Raw genomic sequence first — 14,817 nt, 5'->3', positions numbered from 1 at the left:
GTACCACTCACGACCCCCGGCCGCAACGCGCACGACACCGGGGTTACCGCGCATGACGCCGAGTGTGTGGAAGCATCGGTGGCATGGTCCAGTTCCGTGACGCGAGGGTCTCCGACGCCCATGGCATCGGTGATCTGCTCGTTCGATCCTGGCGTGCGGCCTATCGCGGGCTGATGCCCGACGAGGTGCTGGCGGACCTGTCCGTCGACGACCGGAAGCGGTACTGGGCGGACGTCCTCGCGAACCGGCCCGCGCGCATCGACATGGTCGTCGCGATGAGTGCGGGCGCGGTCGTCGGGTTCGCCGCGACCGGTCCCCCGTTCGTGGAAGCCGATGCCGAGGATCCGACGCTCGGTGATCTCTACGCGCTCTACCTCGATCCGAAGATCTGGCGGCTCGGTGTCGGCACCGACCTGCACGCCGTCGCGCTCGACCGACTGCGGTCCCAGGGTTTCAAGCACGCCGGCCTGTGGGTGCTCGACACGAACGAGCGCGCGCTGGGCTTCTATCGGAGCACCGGGTGGACCGATACCGGGCGGACCCAGGTGGACACCCGCATCGAAGGTGTCGAGCTGCACGAACGGCGGCTCCACCACGACCTGTCAGGCGGCGACCTCGCCAACTGACGGCTGCGGCGGGGTGCCGTAGGTGAAGAAGGTCTCGTGCGGCAGGTTGGTCCCGCCGATGGCCGTCACCACGTCGATGTTGTCCATCGTCCACGTCTTGGTCTCGAAATCCGGCTCCAGCTCGAGGAAACCGCAGTCCCCGAACAGCTCGATCCGGTTGCCGCCGGGTTCGAAGACGTAGAGGAACGCGCCCTGGCTGAGGCCGTGCCGGTCCGGGCCCGCCTCGATCACGATGTCGTACTCGCGGAACATCTCGGCCGCGTCGGCGTTGTGCTGCGGGTTGCCGTAGTAGAAGGCGACGTGGTGCAGCCTGCCGCGCGCGCCCAGTGCGTCGCGCATGATCGCGACCTCGTGGCCGAGGATGTTGCTGCTGAGCCAGGCGCCCGCCTCGACGTCGCCGTCGACGAGCCGCTCGCGGGTCTGCATGCCGAGGTGGCGCTCGAAGGACTGCTTGACCGGGGTGACGTCGCTGGCCAGCAGGTTCAGGTGGTCGATGCGCTTGATCGGGATGCCCCGCAACGGCTTCTTCGACGCCCTGGTCAGGATCTTGCTCTTCAGCTCGTCGGGCGCGCGGTACTTCTCGGCCTCCCACAGGAGACGGACGTCGTGGCCGTCGGGGGTGGTGAACTCGTAGGTCTTGCCGTAGCCGAACTCGCCGTCCGACCACCTGCCCTCGAGGTTGCCGTCCTTGAGCGACTTCGCGCGGCGCTCCAGCGCCTCGGGGGACGAGGTGCGCAGCGCGGCGTGGTCCATTTTCGCGACCGGGCCCTCGGTGACCTTGAGGCTCCACTGGTACGGGTCCTCGTAGCCGCGCAGGTAGACCGACTGGCCCTCGCGCCTGGTCTCGTACATACCGAGCAGGTCCTTGAAGAACCACAGCGTGCCGTCGGGGTCGGGGGTGTGGATCTCGACCCGTGCCAGGTGGGCTATCTCGTGGCGGATGTCGTGGTGCGTCATGGCTGCTCTCTTTCCGTGGCCGCTTGGCGCTCCGCGATGGTGACCCCGCCGGCCGCCCACAGGTTCGGGTCGACCTCCCTGACGATCACGCGGATGTTCGCCAGCGGTGCGCCGATGGCTTGGTGGGTGGCTTCGGTCAGCTCGGTGATCAGCCGCCGGATCTGTTCCGGGGTGCGGCCGCTGCCGATGCTCACGTCGATCAACGGCATTACTCGCCTCCGGGGATCGTGATGCTGCCGAGGTGGGAAAAGTGCGCGGCGACGCGGGCGCCCGGCCGGACGTGGACCGCGTCGGTCATGCCGCCGGTCAGCACGATCCAGCCCGCTTCGATCGCGAGGCCGCGTGCGCCGAGATGGTTGGCGGCCAGCGCGAGCGCTTCCGCGGGGTGGCCCTGGACGGCGGCGCCGGTGGCCGCGTCGACGATCTCGCCGTCGACTTCGAGCAGGCAGGCCTCGTGTGACAGGTCCAGGCCCAGCGGGTCCCTGCCGACCGGGCCCTGCACGAACAGGCCGGACGAGCTGTTGTCGGCGACCGCGTCGGCCAGGGTGAACTTGAAGTCCTGAAACCGGCTGTCGATGATCTCGACGCCGCCGTAGACCCGATCGACGGCCTTCAGCGCCGTTGACGCCGTGACACCGGGTCCGGCCAGCCGCTCCCCCATGACGAACACGATCTCCGGTTCGGCGCGCGGGTGGATTAGCTGCGCGCGCGGCAACGGTTCGCCCGCCGGGAGCACCATGGCGTCGGTCAGCCAGGCCAGCGACGGCGAGTCGATGCCCATCCGGATCTGCTTGGCGCGGGACGTGAGCCCGAGCTTCACGCCGATCAGCGTCTCGCCACGGCGCTGCCGTTGGCGCAGTGCCTCGTACTGGACGGCGTACGCCGTGTCGAGGTCGAGGTCGGGCCACTGCGCGGTGATCGGGCCACGTGCGGTCACGTCGGCTTCGGCGGCCAGCATGACCTCGGCGGCGCGTTTCAAGTCGCCCGAACGGATTTCCAGACTCATGACTGCTCCCCCGAAAGAATTGCGGTGACACTGCCCAGGCCCGCGACGCTCGCGAGCACGCTGTCGCCCGGCGCCACCTCGACCGGCGGGGTGAGCGCGCCGGAGAGCACGACCTGTCCGGGTTCGAGCACGCCGACGGTGTTCGCGAGCCAGACGAGCGCGTTCAACGGCGACCCGAACACCACGCCGCCCGCCCCGGTCGCGGCGACCGAACCTCGCTTGTACAGCACGCATCCGGCCAGCCTTAAATCCACAGTGGACATTCGCGCCGGGGTCGCGCCGAGCACCACGGCGCCCGCGATCTCCAGCACGGGCAGCACGAACTCGACGGCTCGCAGCGCGCTCGCGACGGTCGCGCCCGGACCCGTCAGCCTCGACCCGAGCACGAACGCGATCCCCGCCTCGGCCGTGCCCGCGGACGGAATCGGCAACCCCTCCACGTGGAACGCGTCCGCCGACAGCGTCCCGAAAGTCGGCTCCGCCAGTCCGAGCCTGCGGCGTGCCTCCGTCGACCCGCCCACGAGCCGATAGCCCGCGGCGACAACGCTCGTTTCCATGATTTCCCCTTCTCGGCTCACGCGGCCGGGCGGATGCGAAGTGTGACCGCGCGCGGCTCGGTGAAGAACTCGCGCGAGAACTGCCCGCCCTCGCGGCCGAGGCCGCTGATGCCCTCGCCGCCGAACGGCAGCCGCAGGTCGCGGACCAGATAGCAGTTGACCCAGACGGTGCCCGCCTTCCAGCGCGCGACCATCCGATGGGCCCGGTCGAGATTCGTGGTGAACAGCAGCCCGGACAGGCCGTACGCGTTCGCGTTCGCCAGCCGCAGCGCCTCCTCCTCGGTGTCGAACGGGATGACCGTCTCGACCGGGCCGAAGATCTCCTCGCGCGCGGTCCGGGAATCGTTGCCCAGCCCGGAAATCACGGTCGGCGGGTAGTAGAACCCCGTGCCACCGAGCGGCGCGCCGCCGGTCAGCACCGAGCCGCCTTCGCGCTGCGCGAGTTCGACGTAGCCGTGGACCTTGTCGAGATGACGTTGCTCGATCAGCGGACCCAGCGTCGTCGCCGGGTCCTTCGGGTCACCGATCACGATCTTCGCCGCCGCTTCGGTGAACCGCGAGAGGAACTCCGGCAGGATCCCGCGCTGCACCAGCAACCGCGAGCCCGAGAAGCAGATCTGCCCGTTGCCCGCGAAGATCCCCCTGATCGACTCGGGCACCGCGACGTCGAGATCGGCGTCGTCGAACACGATGTTGGCCGACTTCCCGCCCAGCTCGGCCGAGACCGGCGTCAGGTTCGGCGCCGCCGCCCGCAGGATCCGTACGCCCGTCGCGGTCGAGCCGGTGAACGTGATCCGATCGACCCGGGGGTCGGTCGTGAGCGGGCCCGCGACCTCGTCACCGCCGAAGCCGTGCACGATGTTGAGCACGCCTTCCGGCAGGCCCGCTTCCAAAGCCAGCTCACCGAACCGGGCCGCGGTCAACGGGGTCTGCGGCGCGGGCTTGAGGATCGCGGTGTTCCCGAAAGCCAGCGCCGGGGCGAGTTTCCAGCTGGCGAGCATGAGCGGCGCGTTCCACGGGCTGATCGCCGTCACCACGCCCGCGGGCGGATAGAGCGTGTAGGACAACAGGTCGCCGTCGGGATAGGCCTCGTTGCCCGCCATCGCCGCGTAGTCGGCGAAGAACCTGAGGTTGTGCGCGGTCCGCGGGATGTCCGCGTGCCGCGACTGGGTGATGATCTTGCCGCTGTCGCGGGTCTCCAGCATCGCCAGCTCTTCGAGGTTGTCCTCGACCGCGTCGGCGACCGCGTGCAGGATCTTGTGCCGTTCCTTGGGTGACATCCGCGGCCACGGGCCTTCGTCGAAGGCCGCGCGCGCGGTTTCGATCGCGCGCTCGGCGTCGGCGGGTGTGCCGCGGGCGACGGTGCCCAGCAGCGATCCGTCGTGCGGGTCCCTGGTCTCGAACGTGTCACCACCGGTGGATTCGACCGAATGGCCGCCGATGAGATGCCGAATATCAATGCTCATGCGGGGAATCTCCGAATTCGAGCGGAGCAGCGCCGAACGTGCACAGTAAACGCAGGCGGAACTGATCAGGTCAAGGCGTCTTAAGGCAGTCTTTAGGACTTTCCAACTTTCCCGGTCTCTTCAAATCTGCGGTTCGGCAGAATCGGCCTGTCGAGCGGACACGCGAGCGCGGTACCGTCGTGCCAGGGAGAACAATCGGGGGTTCGCCCGGCGATACCGCCGGATTTCCGGCGTTCTGGGATTTCTTTTTATTCGACAATGGCGGCATTTCGCCGGAGACGATGAGAGAGTCGATGAGACACCCACGAGCAACCGGCACGTCCACGCGCGACGAGGGCCGCCAGATCGCCGTCGTCGGCGGTGGCGTCTCCGCCGTCTGCCTGCTCGACGCGCTCGCCGAGTCGGACGGCGAACCGGGCGGCATCACGGTCTTCGAGACCTCGTGCCAGCTGTGGCGGGGCCGGGCGTTCCAGCTGGACCTGGAGACCGTGCGGGTCAACATCCCGCCGGAGGGGATGTCGCTGCGGTTCGGCGACACGACCGTGTTCCGCGAGTGGCTGGCGGATCGTGGCGGCGGCCAGGACTACCTGGATCCCTTCTGTGGCATCAGGTTCGTGCCGCGCGGGCTGTTCGGCGACTACCTCGCCGAGTCCGCGATGGCGATCTTGGCGAAGCTGCGCCAGCAGGGCTGGCGGATCCACGTGGTCAGGGAATCCGTGCTCGCCGCCAGGCGCAGCGGCGACGGGCTGGTGCTGGAGACCGAGTTCGGCAACGAGTACCGGGCCGATCACACGGTCCTCTGCGTCGGGCGCGGCAAGCCGACCGACATCTACGCGCTCGGCGACGCGCCGGGATTCGTCCCGGAGCCGTATCCGCTCAGCCGGACGTTGTCGAGCATCCCGACCGACGCCGAGGTCGCGGTGATCGGCAGCGGGCTGACCGGGATCGACGTCGTGCTCGGCCTGGCGCAGCGGTCGCACCGCGGCCGGATCCGGCTGCTCTCGCGCAGCGGCGTGCTGCCGATGGTCCGCCAGCGCCCGTTTTCCTACGAGCTCAAGCACTTCACGCCCGAGACGTTCCGCGCCATCGCCGCGCGCGGCGACCGGATCGGGATGGAACAGGTCATCGCGGTCATGCGGGCCGAGTTCGCCGCCGCCGGCGAGGATCTCGACACCGTGGTCGACGAGATCATGCGGCAGGAGAACGAAGATCCGGTCGAACTGCTGCGGCGGCATCTCGCCGACGTCGACTCGACGAGCCTGGCGCTGCGCATCCTGCAGCGCGTGGTCCCGGTGACCGGGCCGGACGTCTGGCCCATCCTCACCGAGCGGGACAAGAACAAGCTGATCCGCCAGCACTATCGCGCGGTGATGAGCGTCTGCTGCCCGATGCCGCCGACGACCGGCAGCAAGCTGCTCGGCCTGATCGACGCCGGCCAGCTCAAGATCGGCGCCGGGCTGCGGGACGTCGAAGCCGATCCGGACGGCGGGTTCGCCATCACCACCGACACCGGGCCGCTGCACGCCGACTACGTGATCAACGCGGTCAACGTGCCGGCCGACAAGATCCCGGCGAAGGCGCAGCCGCTGATCACCTCGTTGCGCGACGCCGGGCTCGCCGAGCAGCACCCGCGCGGCGGCGTCCACGTGGAGCGGGCGACGAGCAGGCTGACCGTGGACGGCGTCGCGGATCCGCGGCTGTACGCGCTCGGCGACCTCGCCTCGGGCAGCCTCTTCTTCACCTTCGGCCTGCCCTCGCTCGTCGACCGGGCCTACGACATCGCCGGCGCCGTCACCCAGGAACCCACCGCATTGCAGAACGTCGCCTGACTGGAGCGAACCATGACCACGAACGCCATCCGGCCGATGACCGGAGCCGAGTACCTCGAGTCGCTGCGCGACGACCGCGAAGTCCACCTCTTCGGCGAGCGGGTCAAGGACGTCACCACCCACCCCGGCTTCCGCAACAGCGCCCGCTCCATCGCTCGGCTCTACGACGCGCTGCACGCGCCGGAAGCCGAAGGCGTGCTACGCGTGCCGACCGACACGGGCAACGGCGGCTTCACGCACCCGTTCTTCAAGACCGCGCGCTCGTCGGAGGACCTCGTCACCGCCAGGGACGCGATCGCGGCCTGGCAGCGGCAGGTGTACGGCTGGATGGGCCGCACGCCGGACTACAAGGCGTGCCTGCTCGGCACGCTCGGCGCGAACTCGGGCTTCTACGGCGAATACGAGCCGAACGCGCTGCGCTGGTACAAGGAGGCGCAGGAGCGGGTGCTGTACTTCAACCACGCCCTCGTGCACCCGCCGATCGACCGCTCGAAGCCCGCCGACCAGGTCGCGGACGTGTGCGTGCACGTCGAGAAGGAGACCGACTCCGGGCTCATCGTCTCCGGCGCGAAGGTGGTCGCGACCGGCTCGGCGCTGACCAACTCGAACTTCGTGGCGCACCACGGGCTTCCGGTCAAGGACAAGAAGTTCGGCCTGGTGTTCACCGTGCCGATGAACTCGCCGGGCATGAAGTTGTTCTGCCGCACCTCCTACGAGATGGCCGCGGCCGCGATGGGCAGCCCGTTCGACTACCCGCTGTCGAGCCGGTTCGACGAGAACGACGCGATCATGGTGCTCGACAAGGTCTTGGTGCCTTGGGAGAACGTGTTCATGTACGACGCGGAGGAGGCGAGCGGCTTCACCAGCGGCTCGGGTTTCCTAGAGCGCTTCACCTTCCACGGCTGCACGCGGCTCGCGGTCAAGCTCGACTTCATCGCGGGCTGCGCGATGAAGGCCGTCGAGATGACCGGCACTTCGGGCTTCCGCGGTGTGCAGGCGCAGATCGGCGAGATCCTCAACTGGCGTGACCTGTTCTGGGGCCTGTCCGACGCGATGGCGAAGTCCCCGAACGCCTGGATCGGCGACGCCGTCCAGCCGAACCTCAACTACGGGCTGGCGTACCGGACGTTCATGGGCACCGGCTACCCGCGCATCAAGGAGATCCTGCAGCAGACGCTCGGCAGCGGGCTCATCTACCTGAACTCGCACGCGAGCGACTGGAAGAACCCCGAGATCCGGCCGTACCTCGACAAGTACGTCCGCGGCTCGGGCGGGATCCAGGCGATCGACCGGGTCAAGCTCCTCAAGCTGCTGTGGGACGCGGTCGGCACCGAATTCGGTGGCAGGCATGAGCTTTACGAGCGGAACTACGCCGGCGACCACGAGACGATCCGCCTGCACACCCTGATCGCGTACCAGCAGACGGGCCAGGCCGACCCGCTCAAGGGCTTCGCCGACCAGTGCATGGCCGAGTACGACATCGACGGCTGGACCAGGCCCGACCTGATCGACGCCGATGATCTCAAACTCGTGCGGGAGTGACCCCGTGGACGCCGTGAGTATGCGCGAGACGCTGGGCAGGTTCGCCAGCGGCGTCACCATCGTGACGACCGCGCAGGGCGAGACTCGCGAGGCACACGGGATGACGGCGAACGCGTTCACCTCGGTGTCGCTGGACCCGCCACTGGTGCTCGTCTCCGTGTCCACCTCGGCCAAGATGGACAAGCGCATCGAGGAGACCGGCCGGTACGCCGTCTCGGTGCTCAGTGGCGAGCAGAAGCCGCTGTCACTGCATTTCGCCGGCGCGGCGAACGAACCCGATCTCGTCGACTTCGTGTGGCGCAACGGTTTGCCGTTGCTCGACGGCGCGCTGGCGCACCTGACCTGCTCGGTGCGCGCGTCCTACCCGGCGGGTGACCACACGCTGCACGTCGGCGAGATCGACGGGCTGTGGCACCGCGACGGCGACCCGCTCGTCTTCTACAGCGGTGAGTTGCGCTCCCTCGTCGGTTCGATGTGAGAGGACTTTCCCGTGTGGCAGCACCTGTTCGCCCGTAGCGTCGCCAGCGGCGCCGGCAACGAGATCACCGCGATCCTCAGCCAAGCCGGTGACGAGCGGATCATCGCGTTCTCCGGCGGCTATCCGCATCCCGACACGTTCCCGCGTGCCGCGCTCGAGCGGAGTTTCTCCCGCGTGGTGGCCGATCCGGCCGCGTTGCAGTACGCGCCGACCGCCGGGCTGCCGGGGCTGCGCGACTGGTTCACCGGCTGGCTCGGCGAGCACGACGGCCTCCGTCCGGCCGACGACGAGTTCATCGTCACCAGCGGCGGCATGGAGGGCTTGAAGCTGCTGACCGGCTGCCTGCTGGACCCTGGTGACCGCGTGCTCGTCGAAGGCCCGACGTTCATGGGCGCCATCATGGCCATCAAGAGCGCGATGGGTGTCATCGAAGCCGTGCCGATGGACTCCGGCGGGCTCGACGTCGACGCGCTGGAGCGGGTGCTTTCGTCGACGGGGAAGGTCAAGTTCCTCTACGTCATCCCGGACTACCAGAACCCGATGGGCGTGAGCCTCTCGGTCGAGCGGCGGCACGCGCTGATCGCGCTGGCCAGGCGGCACGGCCTGCTGATCATCGAGGACGTGGCCTACCGCGAACTCGGCTACGACGGTGACCGGCGGCCGAGCCTGCGGACGCTCGGGCCGGACGTCGTGGCCCAGCTCGGCACGTTCTCCAAGACCTTCTCCCCCGGCCTGCGGATGGGCTGGATCTCGGCGCCCGCGCCGCTGATCGCCGCGCTGAGCGGCGCGAAGCAGTTCACCGACCAGTGCACCGGCGCGCTCGGGCAGCTGCTGCTGGAGGACTACGGGCGCTCCGGCGGGTTCGACGACGGCATCGCGGCGTCACGCGCGTTCTATCGCCACCGGCGCGAGGCGATGCTGAGCGCACTCGACGCGCATCTGCCGAAGTGGGTGCGGTTCACCCGGCCGGAAGGCGGGTTCTTCAGCTGGCTGAGCGTGCCGGACTCGATCGACACGCTCACGCTCGCCGAACGGGCGCTGGCCGACGGGATCACCTTCGTGCCCGGCGGGATCTTCTACCCCGGCGGCCGCGGCTCGCACGAGCTGCGGCTCGCGTTCAGCAAGGTGCCGGTGGAGAAGATCGACGAAGGAATCTGCCTGCTCGGGAAGGTCCTCAGCAATTTCGACCGAAAAGGACAGTGATGAAGACCGTCCACAATGAACTCGTCAGGCCGCGGCAGGAGCTCGTCGACGCCTTCGTCGCGCTGACCCGCGAGTACAGCCCGAGCTGTCTGGTCGCCGACTCGACCGCGCCGGTCGGCGTGATCGGCGGGCTGCGCCCGGTCAAGCGCGAGCACAAGATCGCCGGCCCGGCGCTGACGGTCCAGCTGCAGGCCGACGAGCTCGTCGACTGCCTGCCGGTGCTCGGCAAGGCGAAACCGGGCGACGTCATCGTGGTGGCGTGCCAACGTTCGCCGAGGCTGGCGATGTGGGGCGGGCTGATGTCGACGCTGTCGCAGATGGCGGGCATCGCGGGCGCGGTCATCGACGGGATGGTCCGCGACGTCGACGAGGTGCGGGACCTGGACTTCCCGGTCTGGTATCACGGGACGCTGCCCCGGCGGTGCCCGGCGATCACGCACGACGGCACGGAACCGTTGCAGACCAACGTTCCCGTGGTCATCGAGGGGCAGATCATCGAGCCGGGTGACATCGTCGTGGCCGACGAGAACGGCCTCGGCATCGTGTCCCCGTCCGTCGCGCGGACGGTCCTCGACGACACCCGTGAGCTGCTGGGCAGGGAGAACGTCATCCGCGACAAGATCGTCGCAGGCGCCACCCTGCACGAGCTATTGGCCGAGTTCGGTGCCTTGTAGCCGGGTTTCCCCGGCGGCCGCGACGGCCGCCGGGGAACCTCGCTCAGTAGCGGTAGTGGTCGAGCTTGTACGGGCCTTCGACGTCCACGCCGATGTAGTCGGCCTGCTCCTTGGTCAGCTTGGTCAGCTTCACGCCGAGCGCGTCCAAGTGCAGCCTGGCGACCTTCTCGTCGAGGTGCTTGGGCAGCCGGTAGACCTCTTTGCCGTATTCGCCGGGCTTGGTGTGCAGCTCCAGCTGGGCGATCGTCTGGTTGGTGAACGAGTTCGACATGACGAAGCTCGGGTGCCCGGTGGCGTTGCCGAGGTTCATCAGCCTGCCCTCGGACAGCACGATCAGCGAGTGCCCGTCCGGGAACTGCCATTCATGCACCTGCGGCTTGATCTCGATCTTCTTGATGCCGGGGATCTTCGCGAGGCCCGCCATGTCGATCTCGTTGTCGAAGTGGCCGACGTTGCCGACGATCGCGTTGTGCTTCATCTTGGCCATCTGGTCGGCCATGATGATGTTGAAGTTGCCGGTGGTGGTGATGAAGATGTCGCCGTCGGCGAGCACGTCGTTCAGGTCGACGACCGGCAGGCCCTCCATGGCCGCCTGCAGCGCGCAGATGGGGTCGACCTCGGTGACCACGACGCGCGCGCCCTGCCCGCGCAGGGATTCCGCGGCGCCCTTGCCGACGTCGCCGTACCCGCAGATCACGGCGAGCTTGCCGGCGATCATCACGTCGGTGCCGCGGTTGAGGCCGTCGATCAGCGAGTGGCGGATGCCGTACTTGTTGTCGAACTTCGACTTGGTCACCGAGTCGTTGACGTTGATCCCGGCGAACAGCAGCTCGCCGTCGGTGGCCAGCTTGTAGAGCCGCTTGACACCGTTGGTCGTCTCCTCGGTGACACCGAGGATCTCCTTGGCCATCCGGGTGAACCGCTGGCCGTCCTTGGCGATCGACTCGGCCAGCGTGCGCAGCACGAGCTGGTACTCCTCGGGGTCGTCCTCGCCCGGCGCGGGCACCACGCCCGCCGCCTCGAACTCGACACCCTTGTGCACCAGCAGGGTCGCGTCACCGCCGTCGTCGAGGATCGCCGTCGGCCCCTGCCCGCCCTCGAAGCGGAACAGCTGGTCGGTGCACCACCAGTACTCCTCCAGCGTCTCACCCTTCCAGGCGAACACCGGGGTGCCTTCGGGCTTGTCCGGGGTGCCGTTCGGTCCGACCACGACCGCCGACGCCGCCTCGTCCTGGGTCGAGAAGATGTTGCAGGACACCCAGCGCACCGACGCGCCCAGCTCGACCAGGGTCTCGATCAGCACCGCGGTCTGCACGGTCATGTGCAGCGACCCGGCGATCCGCGCGCCCTTGAGCGGCTTGGCGGCGCCGAATTCGCGGCGGGTCGCCATCAGCCCCGGCATCTCCTGCTCGGCCAGCCGGATCTGATGCCTGCCCGACTCGGCCAACGCCAAGTCCGCCACGGCGAATTCGACACCGTTGATCTTGCGCAACTGGGAATTCATCATTTCCTCTCCTCAGTACCCCGGCTCTGCGAGAATCGTAGCATCGCACGGAAAACCAGTATTCACGTCGAAATCATGACGGATTCATACCGGCGACAAAGGAAATATCATGTTCAATCAGCGTAACGCGAATGGTGACCGCTATCTGCTGGTGCTCGGCGCCGACATCCTACTGCGCGAACGCGCGATAGTGTCGGCCTTGCGCAGTTATCCCGGGCAGGTACTGGGGATGGCGCCGACGCCGGACGGCCAGAACCGCTTCTTCGACGACGTGCTCCGCGCCGACTACTACGACGCCGAGGCCGCGCTCGCCGCGGTCGAGCGCTACGAACTCGAAACCGGCCTCCGTCCCGAAGCCGTGGTCCCCATCATCGAGATGACGGTCCACGTTTCGGTCGCCATCTCGAAGCACTACGGCCTGCCGAGCCTTTCCGAAGAGGCGGTGGGTCTTTCGCGGGACAAGCACACGATGAAGGCCGCGTTCGAGCAGGCCGGGGTCCCGACCGCGCGGCACCGCACCTTCTCCACTCTCGCCGACCTGCGCGAGGTGTCCGAGGAGCTGACGTTCCCGCTGGTGCTCAAGCCCCGTGACTTCGCGGGCAACACCGGCACGATCAAGGTCGACTCCCCCGACGAGCTGCCCGCCGCCTACGACCACTGCCGCGACGAGCTGCTCGCGATCGCCCCGCTCTACGACTTCAGCGACGGCCGCTTCCAGGCCGAGGAGTTCGTCCGCTCGACCCACGAGATCTCGGTCGAGGTCCTCAACTACGGCGACGAGCGCGCGGTGCTCGCGGTCACCGACAAGGCCAAGCTCCCGCCGCCGCACTTCACCGAGATCGGCCAGCTCGTCCCGAGCCGCGAGAGCGACAACGACGCGGTGCGCGACCTGGGCATCAAGGCCTGCGAGGCACTCGGCATCACCCGGGGCATCGCGCACGTCGAAATCCTGGTGAACGGCTCGGATCTGAGCGTCGTCGAGGTCGCGGCCCGGCCGGGCGGCGACGGCATCATGGACCTCATCGACCGCGTGTACGGCTTCAGCCCGTACGACCTGCACTACGCGTCCTACCTGAACACCATGGACGAGCTGCCGAAGATCCCCCGCGAGCCACAGGGCATCGGCGCGATCCGGTTCCTCAAGGCACCGGTCGGCACGATCACGGCCGTCAACGACGTCGAGCAGTTCACCGGCGAAGAACTCGCGTTGTACGTCACCGCCAAGGCGGGCGACCGGTCCAATCCGGCTTCCTCATATCTGACCCGTGACGGCGTCATGGAATTCTTCCGCCCCGGTGCGAAAGCGGCCGCCGACCCCGTAGCGTTCGCGAAAGCGGTGGCCGAACTCGCCGCCTTCAGGACCAAGGCGGTGTTCACCGTCGCCCAGGAAGGGGACTCGCGGTGATCGGCACGACCTTGCGCACCGTCGCCGGCCTCAACCGCGAGCTGCGCACCCTCTTCACGGTGACGCTCCTGTTCCGCGCCGGCCTGATGGCGTTCCCGTTCCTGTCCGCGTACCTGCTCATCGGCGGCGCGTACGGGCCGGTCGACGTCGGCCTCATCATCGGCACCTTCGGCCTGGGAGCACTGCTCGCCGACATCTCGGCGAGCGTGCTGCTCGGCCGGATCCCGGCCCGCACGGTGATGGTCACCGGCCTGGTCCTGCACGCGCTGGTGCTGGCCATCGTCCCGGCACTGCACGGCGTCGGCGTGCTCGCGGCCGCGACCTTCGCGTGGGGCTTCACGTTCGAGATCTACACGCCCGCGTCGTACTCCCAGATCATCGACCGCTCCACGCCAGAGGAGCGCAAAGTGGCGTTCGCCTGCAACCGGCTGGCGATCAACGTCGGCATGGGCATCGGCCCGGTGCTCGGCGGCCTCGTCTTCGCACTCGCCCCGGTCTCGCTGTTCTGGATCAACGCGGCCTGCGTACTCGGCGCGACGGCCTACCTCCTGCGCGGCACCGAGCGCGGCGGCACGACCGCGGCCGCCGCGCCGGGTGCCCGGCGCCGGATGATCGCGCCCACCGTCCGCGAGGAAACCCGGTTCTGGACGATCTTCGGCCTGTCCCTGCCGATCCACCTCGCGTACGCGTTGCCGCCGGTGCTGGTCAGCGCCTACCTGATCCAGGGCCTGGGCATGCCGAGTTACTGGGTGAGCGTGGTGTTCGTGGTCAACGCGGGCATCGTGATCCTGTTCGAGGTCCCGCTCAACAAGGCCATGGACTCCCTTTCCCACTCCCGTTCCCTGCTCATCGGCTACGCGGCGGCCGGCTTGGGTTTCGCCGCGATGGGCCTGTCCTCATCGCCCGCGGTCATCATCGGCGCGACGGTCCTGTGGACGATCGGCGAGATGATCGTCTTCCCCAGCCTGCTGAGCTACGTCAGCGATCTCTCCGGCCGCGACATCGCCGACCGCAACATGAGCCTCTACTCAGGCGGCGTCTCGATCGGCGTGATCGCCGCCCCGGCGGCCAGCCTCGCCCTCACCACCCACGGCACCCCAGGCACCCCCTGGCTCGTCATCGGCCTGACGGTCCTGGCCGCCTTCGCCCTCCTCGCCTGCGCCCGCCTCACCACCTACACCTGGCGCCCCACCCCCATCCCAGGCTCGTGAGTGGTATGGCCGGTTAGAACCGGCCATACCACTCACGACCTCGATCCCGACGGCTCGTCCAACCAGGCCTGCGGGCTGGCTTGGGTCAGGGCCTCCCTCCCCCGAATCCCTGGGCGAGGGAGGCCCTGACCCGTATATCTGGGTGAAGGAGGCCCTCACCCACCCGAACCGAGTGAGGGAGGCCCTGACCCAGCCGCCCCGCAGACACACCATGTTCGACTCGACGCACGAATCACCGGCCGTAACGCGCACGACCCCGGCATGGGAAGGCCTCGCCTGAGGACCAACCTCGGGCGATCATGCGTACGGGAGCGGCAAACTCGCGTACGGGACCGGCAAAGATCCGTACGCGAGCAGCA

General features: G+C 68.5%; 14 protein-coding genes. 8 read left to right on the top strand and 6 right to left on the bottom strand.

All coding sequences use genetic code 11. The features are described from left to right. Positions 1-83 precede the first annotated feature (83 nt). The gene (locus AB5J62_RS18765) at positions 84-626 is read left to right on the top strand and encodes an N-acetyltransferase family protein (RefSeq protein ID WP_370949515.1); all 543 of its coding nucleotides are present in this window, start codon (positions 84-86) and stop codon (positions 624-626) included. Here the strand turns inward: AB5J62_RS18765 and AB5J62_RS18760 are convergent. From AB5J62_RS18760 to AB5J62_RS18740, 5 genes are read right to left on the bottom strand one after another with little or no spacing between them, the layout of a single operon-like run. Next, entirely contained in the window at positions 603-1,583 is a 981-nt protein-coding gene (locus AB5J62_RS18760; RefSeq protein WP_370949514.1) for a VOC family protein, read from the bottom strand. The two genes, AB5J62_RS18765 and AB5J62_RS18760, sit on opposite strands and share 24 nt — an antisense overlap. Then, positions 1,580-1,792 carry a 4-oxalocrotonate tautomerase family protein gene (locus AB5J62_RS18755; protein ID WP_370949513.1) on the bottom strand — a complete coding sequence of 71 codons (213 nt, stop codon included), beginning with the start codon at positions 1,790-1,792 and terminating at the stop codon, positions 1,580-1,582. Before AB5J62_RS18755 ends, AB5J62_RS18760 begins: the two co-directional genes overlap by 4 nt. Then, positions 1,792-2,541 carry a 2-keto-4-pentenoate hydratase gene (locus AB5J62_RS18750; RefSeq protein WP_370950293.1) on the bottom strand — a complete coding sequence of 250 codons (750 nt, stop codon included), beginning with the start codon at positions 2,539-2,541 and terminating at the stop codon, positions 1,792-1,794. Before AB5J62_RS18750 ends, AB5J62_RS18755 begins: the two co-directional genes overlap by 1 nt. 44 nt (positions 2,542-2,585) lie before the next feature. After that, the gene (locus AB5J62_RS18745) at positions 2,586-3,146 is read right to left on the bottom strand and encodes a 2-keto-4-pentenoate hydratase (protein WP_370949512.1); all 561 of its coding nucleotides are present in this window, start codon (positions 3,144-3,146) and stop codon (positions 2,586-2,588) included. A 17-nt stretch (positions 3,147-3,163) separates the two neighbouring features. Further along, positions 3,164-4,612, bottom strand: coding sequence for an aldehyde dehydrogenase (locus tag AB5J62_RS18740; RefSeq protein WP_370949511.1), 1,449 nt, complete (start codon positions 4,610-4,612; stop codon positions 3,164-3,166). Positions 4,613-4,905: 293 nt separating this feature from the next. On the opposite strand from AB5J62_RS18740, the gene AB5J62_RS18735 reads away from it, so the two are divergent. From AB5J62_RS18735 to AB5J62_RS18715, 5 genes are read left to right on the top strand one after another with little or no spacing between them, the layout of a single operon-like run. Continuing rightward, positions 4,906-6,441, top strand: coding sequence for an FAD/NAD(P)-binding protein (locus tag AB5J62_RS18735; protein WP_370949510.1), 1,536 nt, complete (start codon positions 4,906-4,908; stop codon positions 6,439-6,441). A 12-nt stretch (positions 6,442-6,453) separates the two neighbouring features. Continuing rightward, a complete protein-coding gene (locus AB5J62_RS18730) occupies positions 6,454-7,983 on the top strand; it encodes a 4-hydroxyphenylacetate 3-hydroxylase family protein (protein ID WP_370949509.1) in 1,530 nt (509 codons plus the stop codon). Positions 7,984-7,987: 4 nt separating this feature from the next. Next, a complete protein-coding gene (locus AB5J62_RS18725) occupies positions 7,988-8,461 on the top strand; it encodes a flavin reductase family protein (RefSeq protein ID WP_370949508.1) in 474 nt (157 codons plus the stop codon). 12 nt (positions 8,462-8,473) lie between these two features. Further along, positions 8,474-9,664, top strand: coding sequence for a PLP-dependent aminotransferase family protein (locus tag AB5J62_RS18720; protein ID WP_370949507.1), 1,191 nt, complete (start codon positions 8,474-8,476; stop codon positions 9,662-9,664). Continuing rightward, a complete protein-coding gene (locus AB5J62_RS18715; protein WP_370949506.1) occupies positions 9,664-10,338 on the top strand; it encodes an RraA family protein in 675 nt (224 codons plus the stop codon). The genes AB5J62_RS18720 and AB5J62_RS18715 overlap by 1 nt, the downstream gene beginning before the upstream one ends. Before the next feature lie 43 nt (positions 10,339-10,381). Here the strand turns inward: AB5J62_RS18715 and ahcY are convergent, their stop codons facing one another. Then, entirely contained in the window at positions 10,382-11,842 is a 1,461-nt protein-coding gene (gene ahcY, locus AB5J62_RS18710; protein WP_370950292.1) for an adenosylhomocysteinase, read from the bottom strand. Between the two features lie 109 nt (positions 11,843-11,951). Here ahcY and AB5J62_RS18705 point away from each other — a divergent pair, with 109 nt between their 5' ends. Then, the gene (locus AB5J62_RS18705) at positions 11,952-13,247 is read left to right on the top strand and encodes an acetyl-CoA carboxylase biotin carboxylase subunit family protein (protein ID WP_370949505.1); all 1,296 of its coding nucleotides are present in this window, start codon (positions 11,952-11,954) and stop codon (positions 13,245-13,247) included. Continuing rightward, a complete protein-coding gene (locus tag AB5J62_RS18700) occupies positions 13,244-14,458 on the top strand; it encodes an MFS transporter (RefSeq protein ID WP_370949504.1) in 1,215 nt (404 codons plus the stop codon). The genes AB5J62_RS18705 and AB5J62_RS18700 overlap by 4 nt, the downstream gene beginning before the upstream one ends. Positions 14,459-14,817: the final 359 nt, after the last annotated feature.

The organism is Amycolatopsis sp. cg5 (genome assembly GCF_041346955.1).
Taxonomy (GTDB): domain Bacteria; phylum Actinomycetota; class Actinomycetes; order Mycobacteriales; family Pseudonocardiaceae; genus Amycolatopsis.
This window is presented reverse-complemented; position numbering and strand designations above follow the sequence as displayed.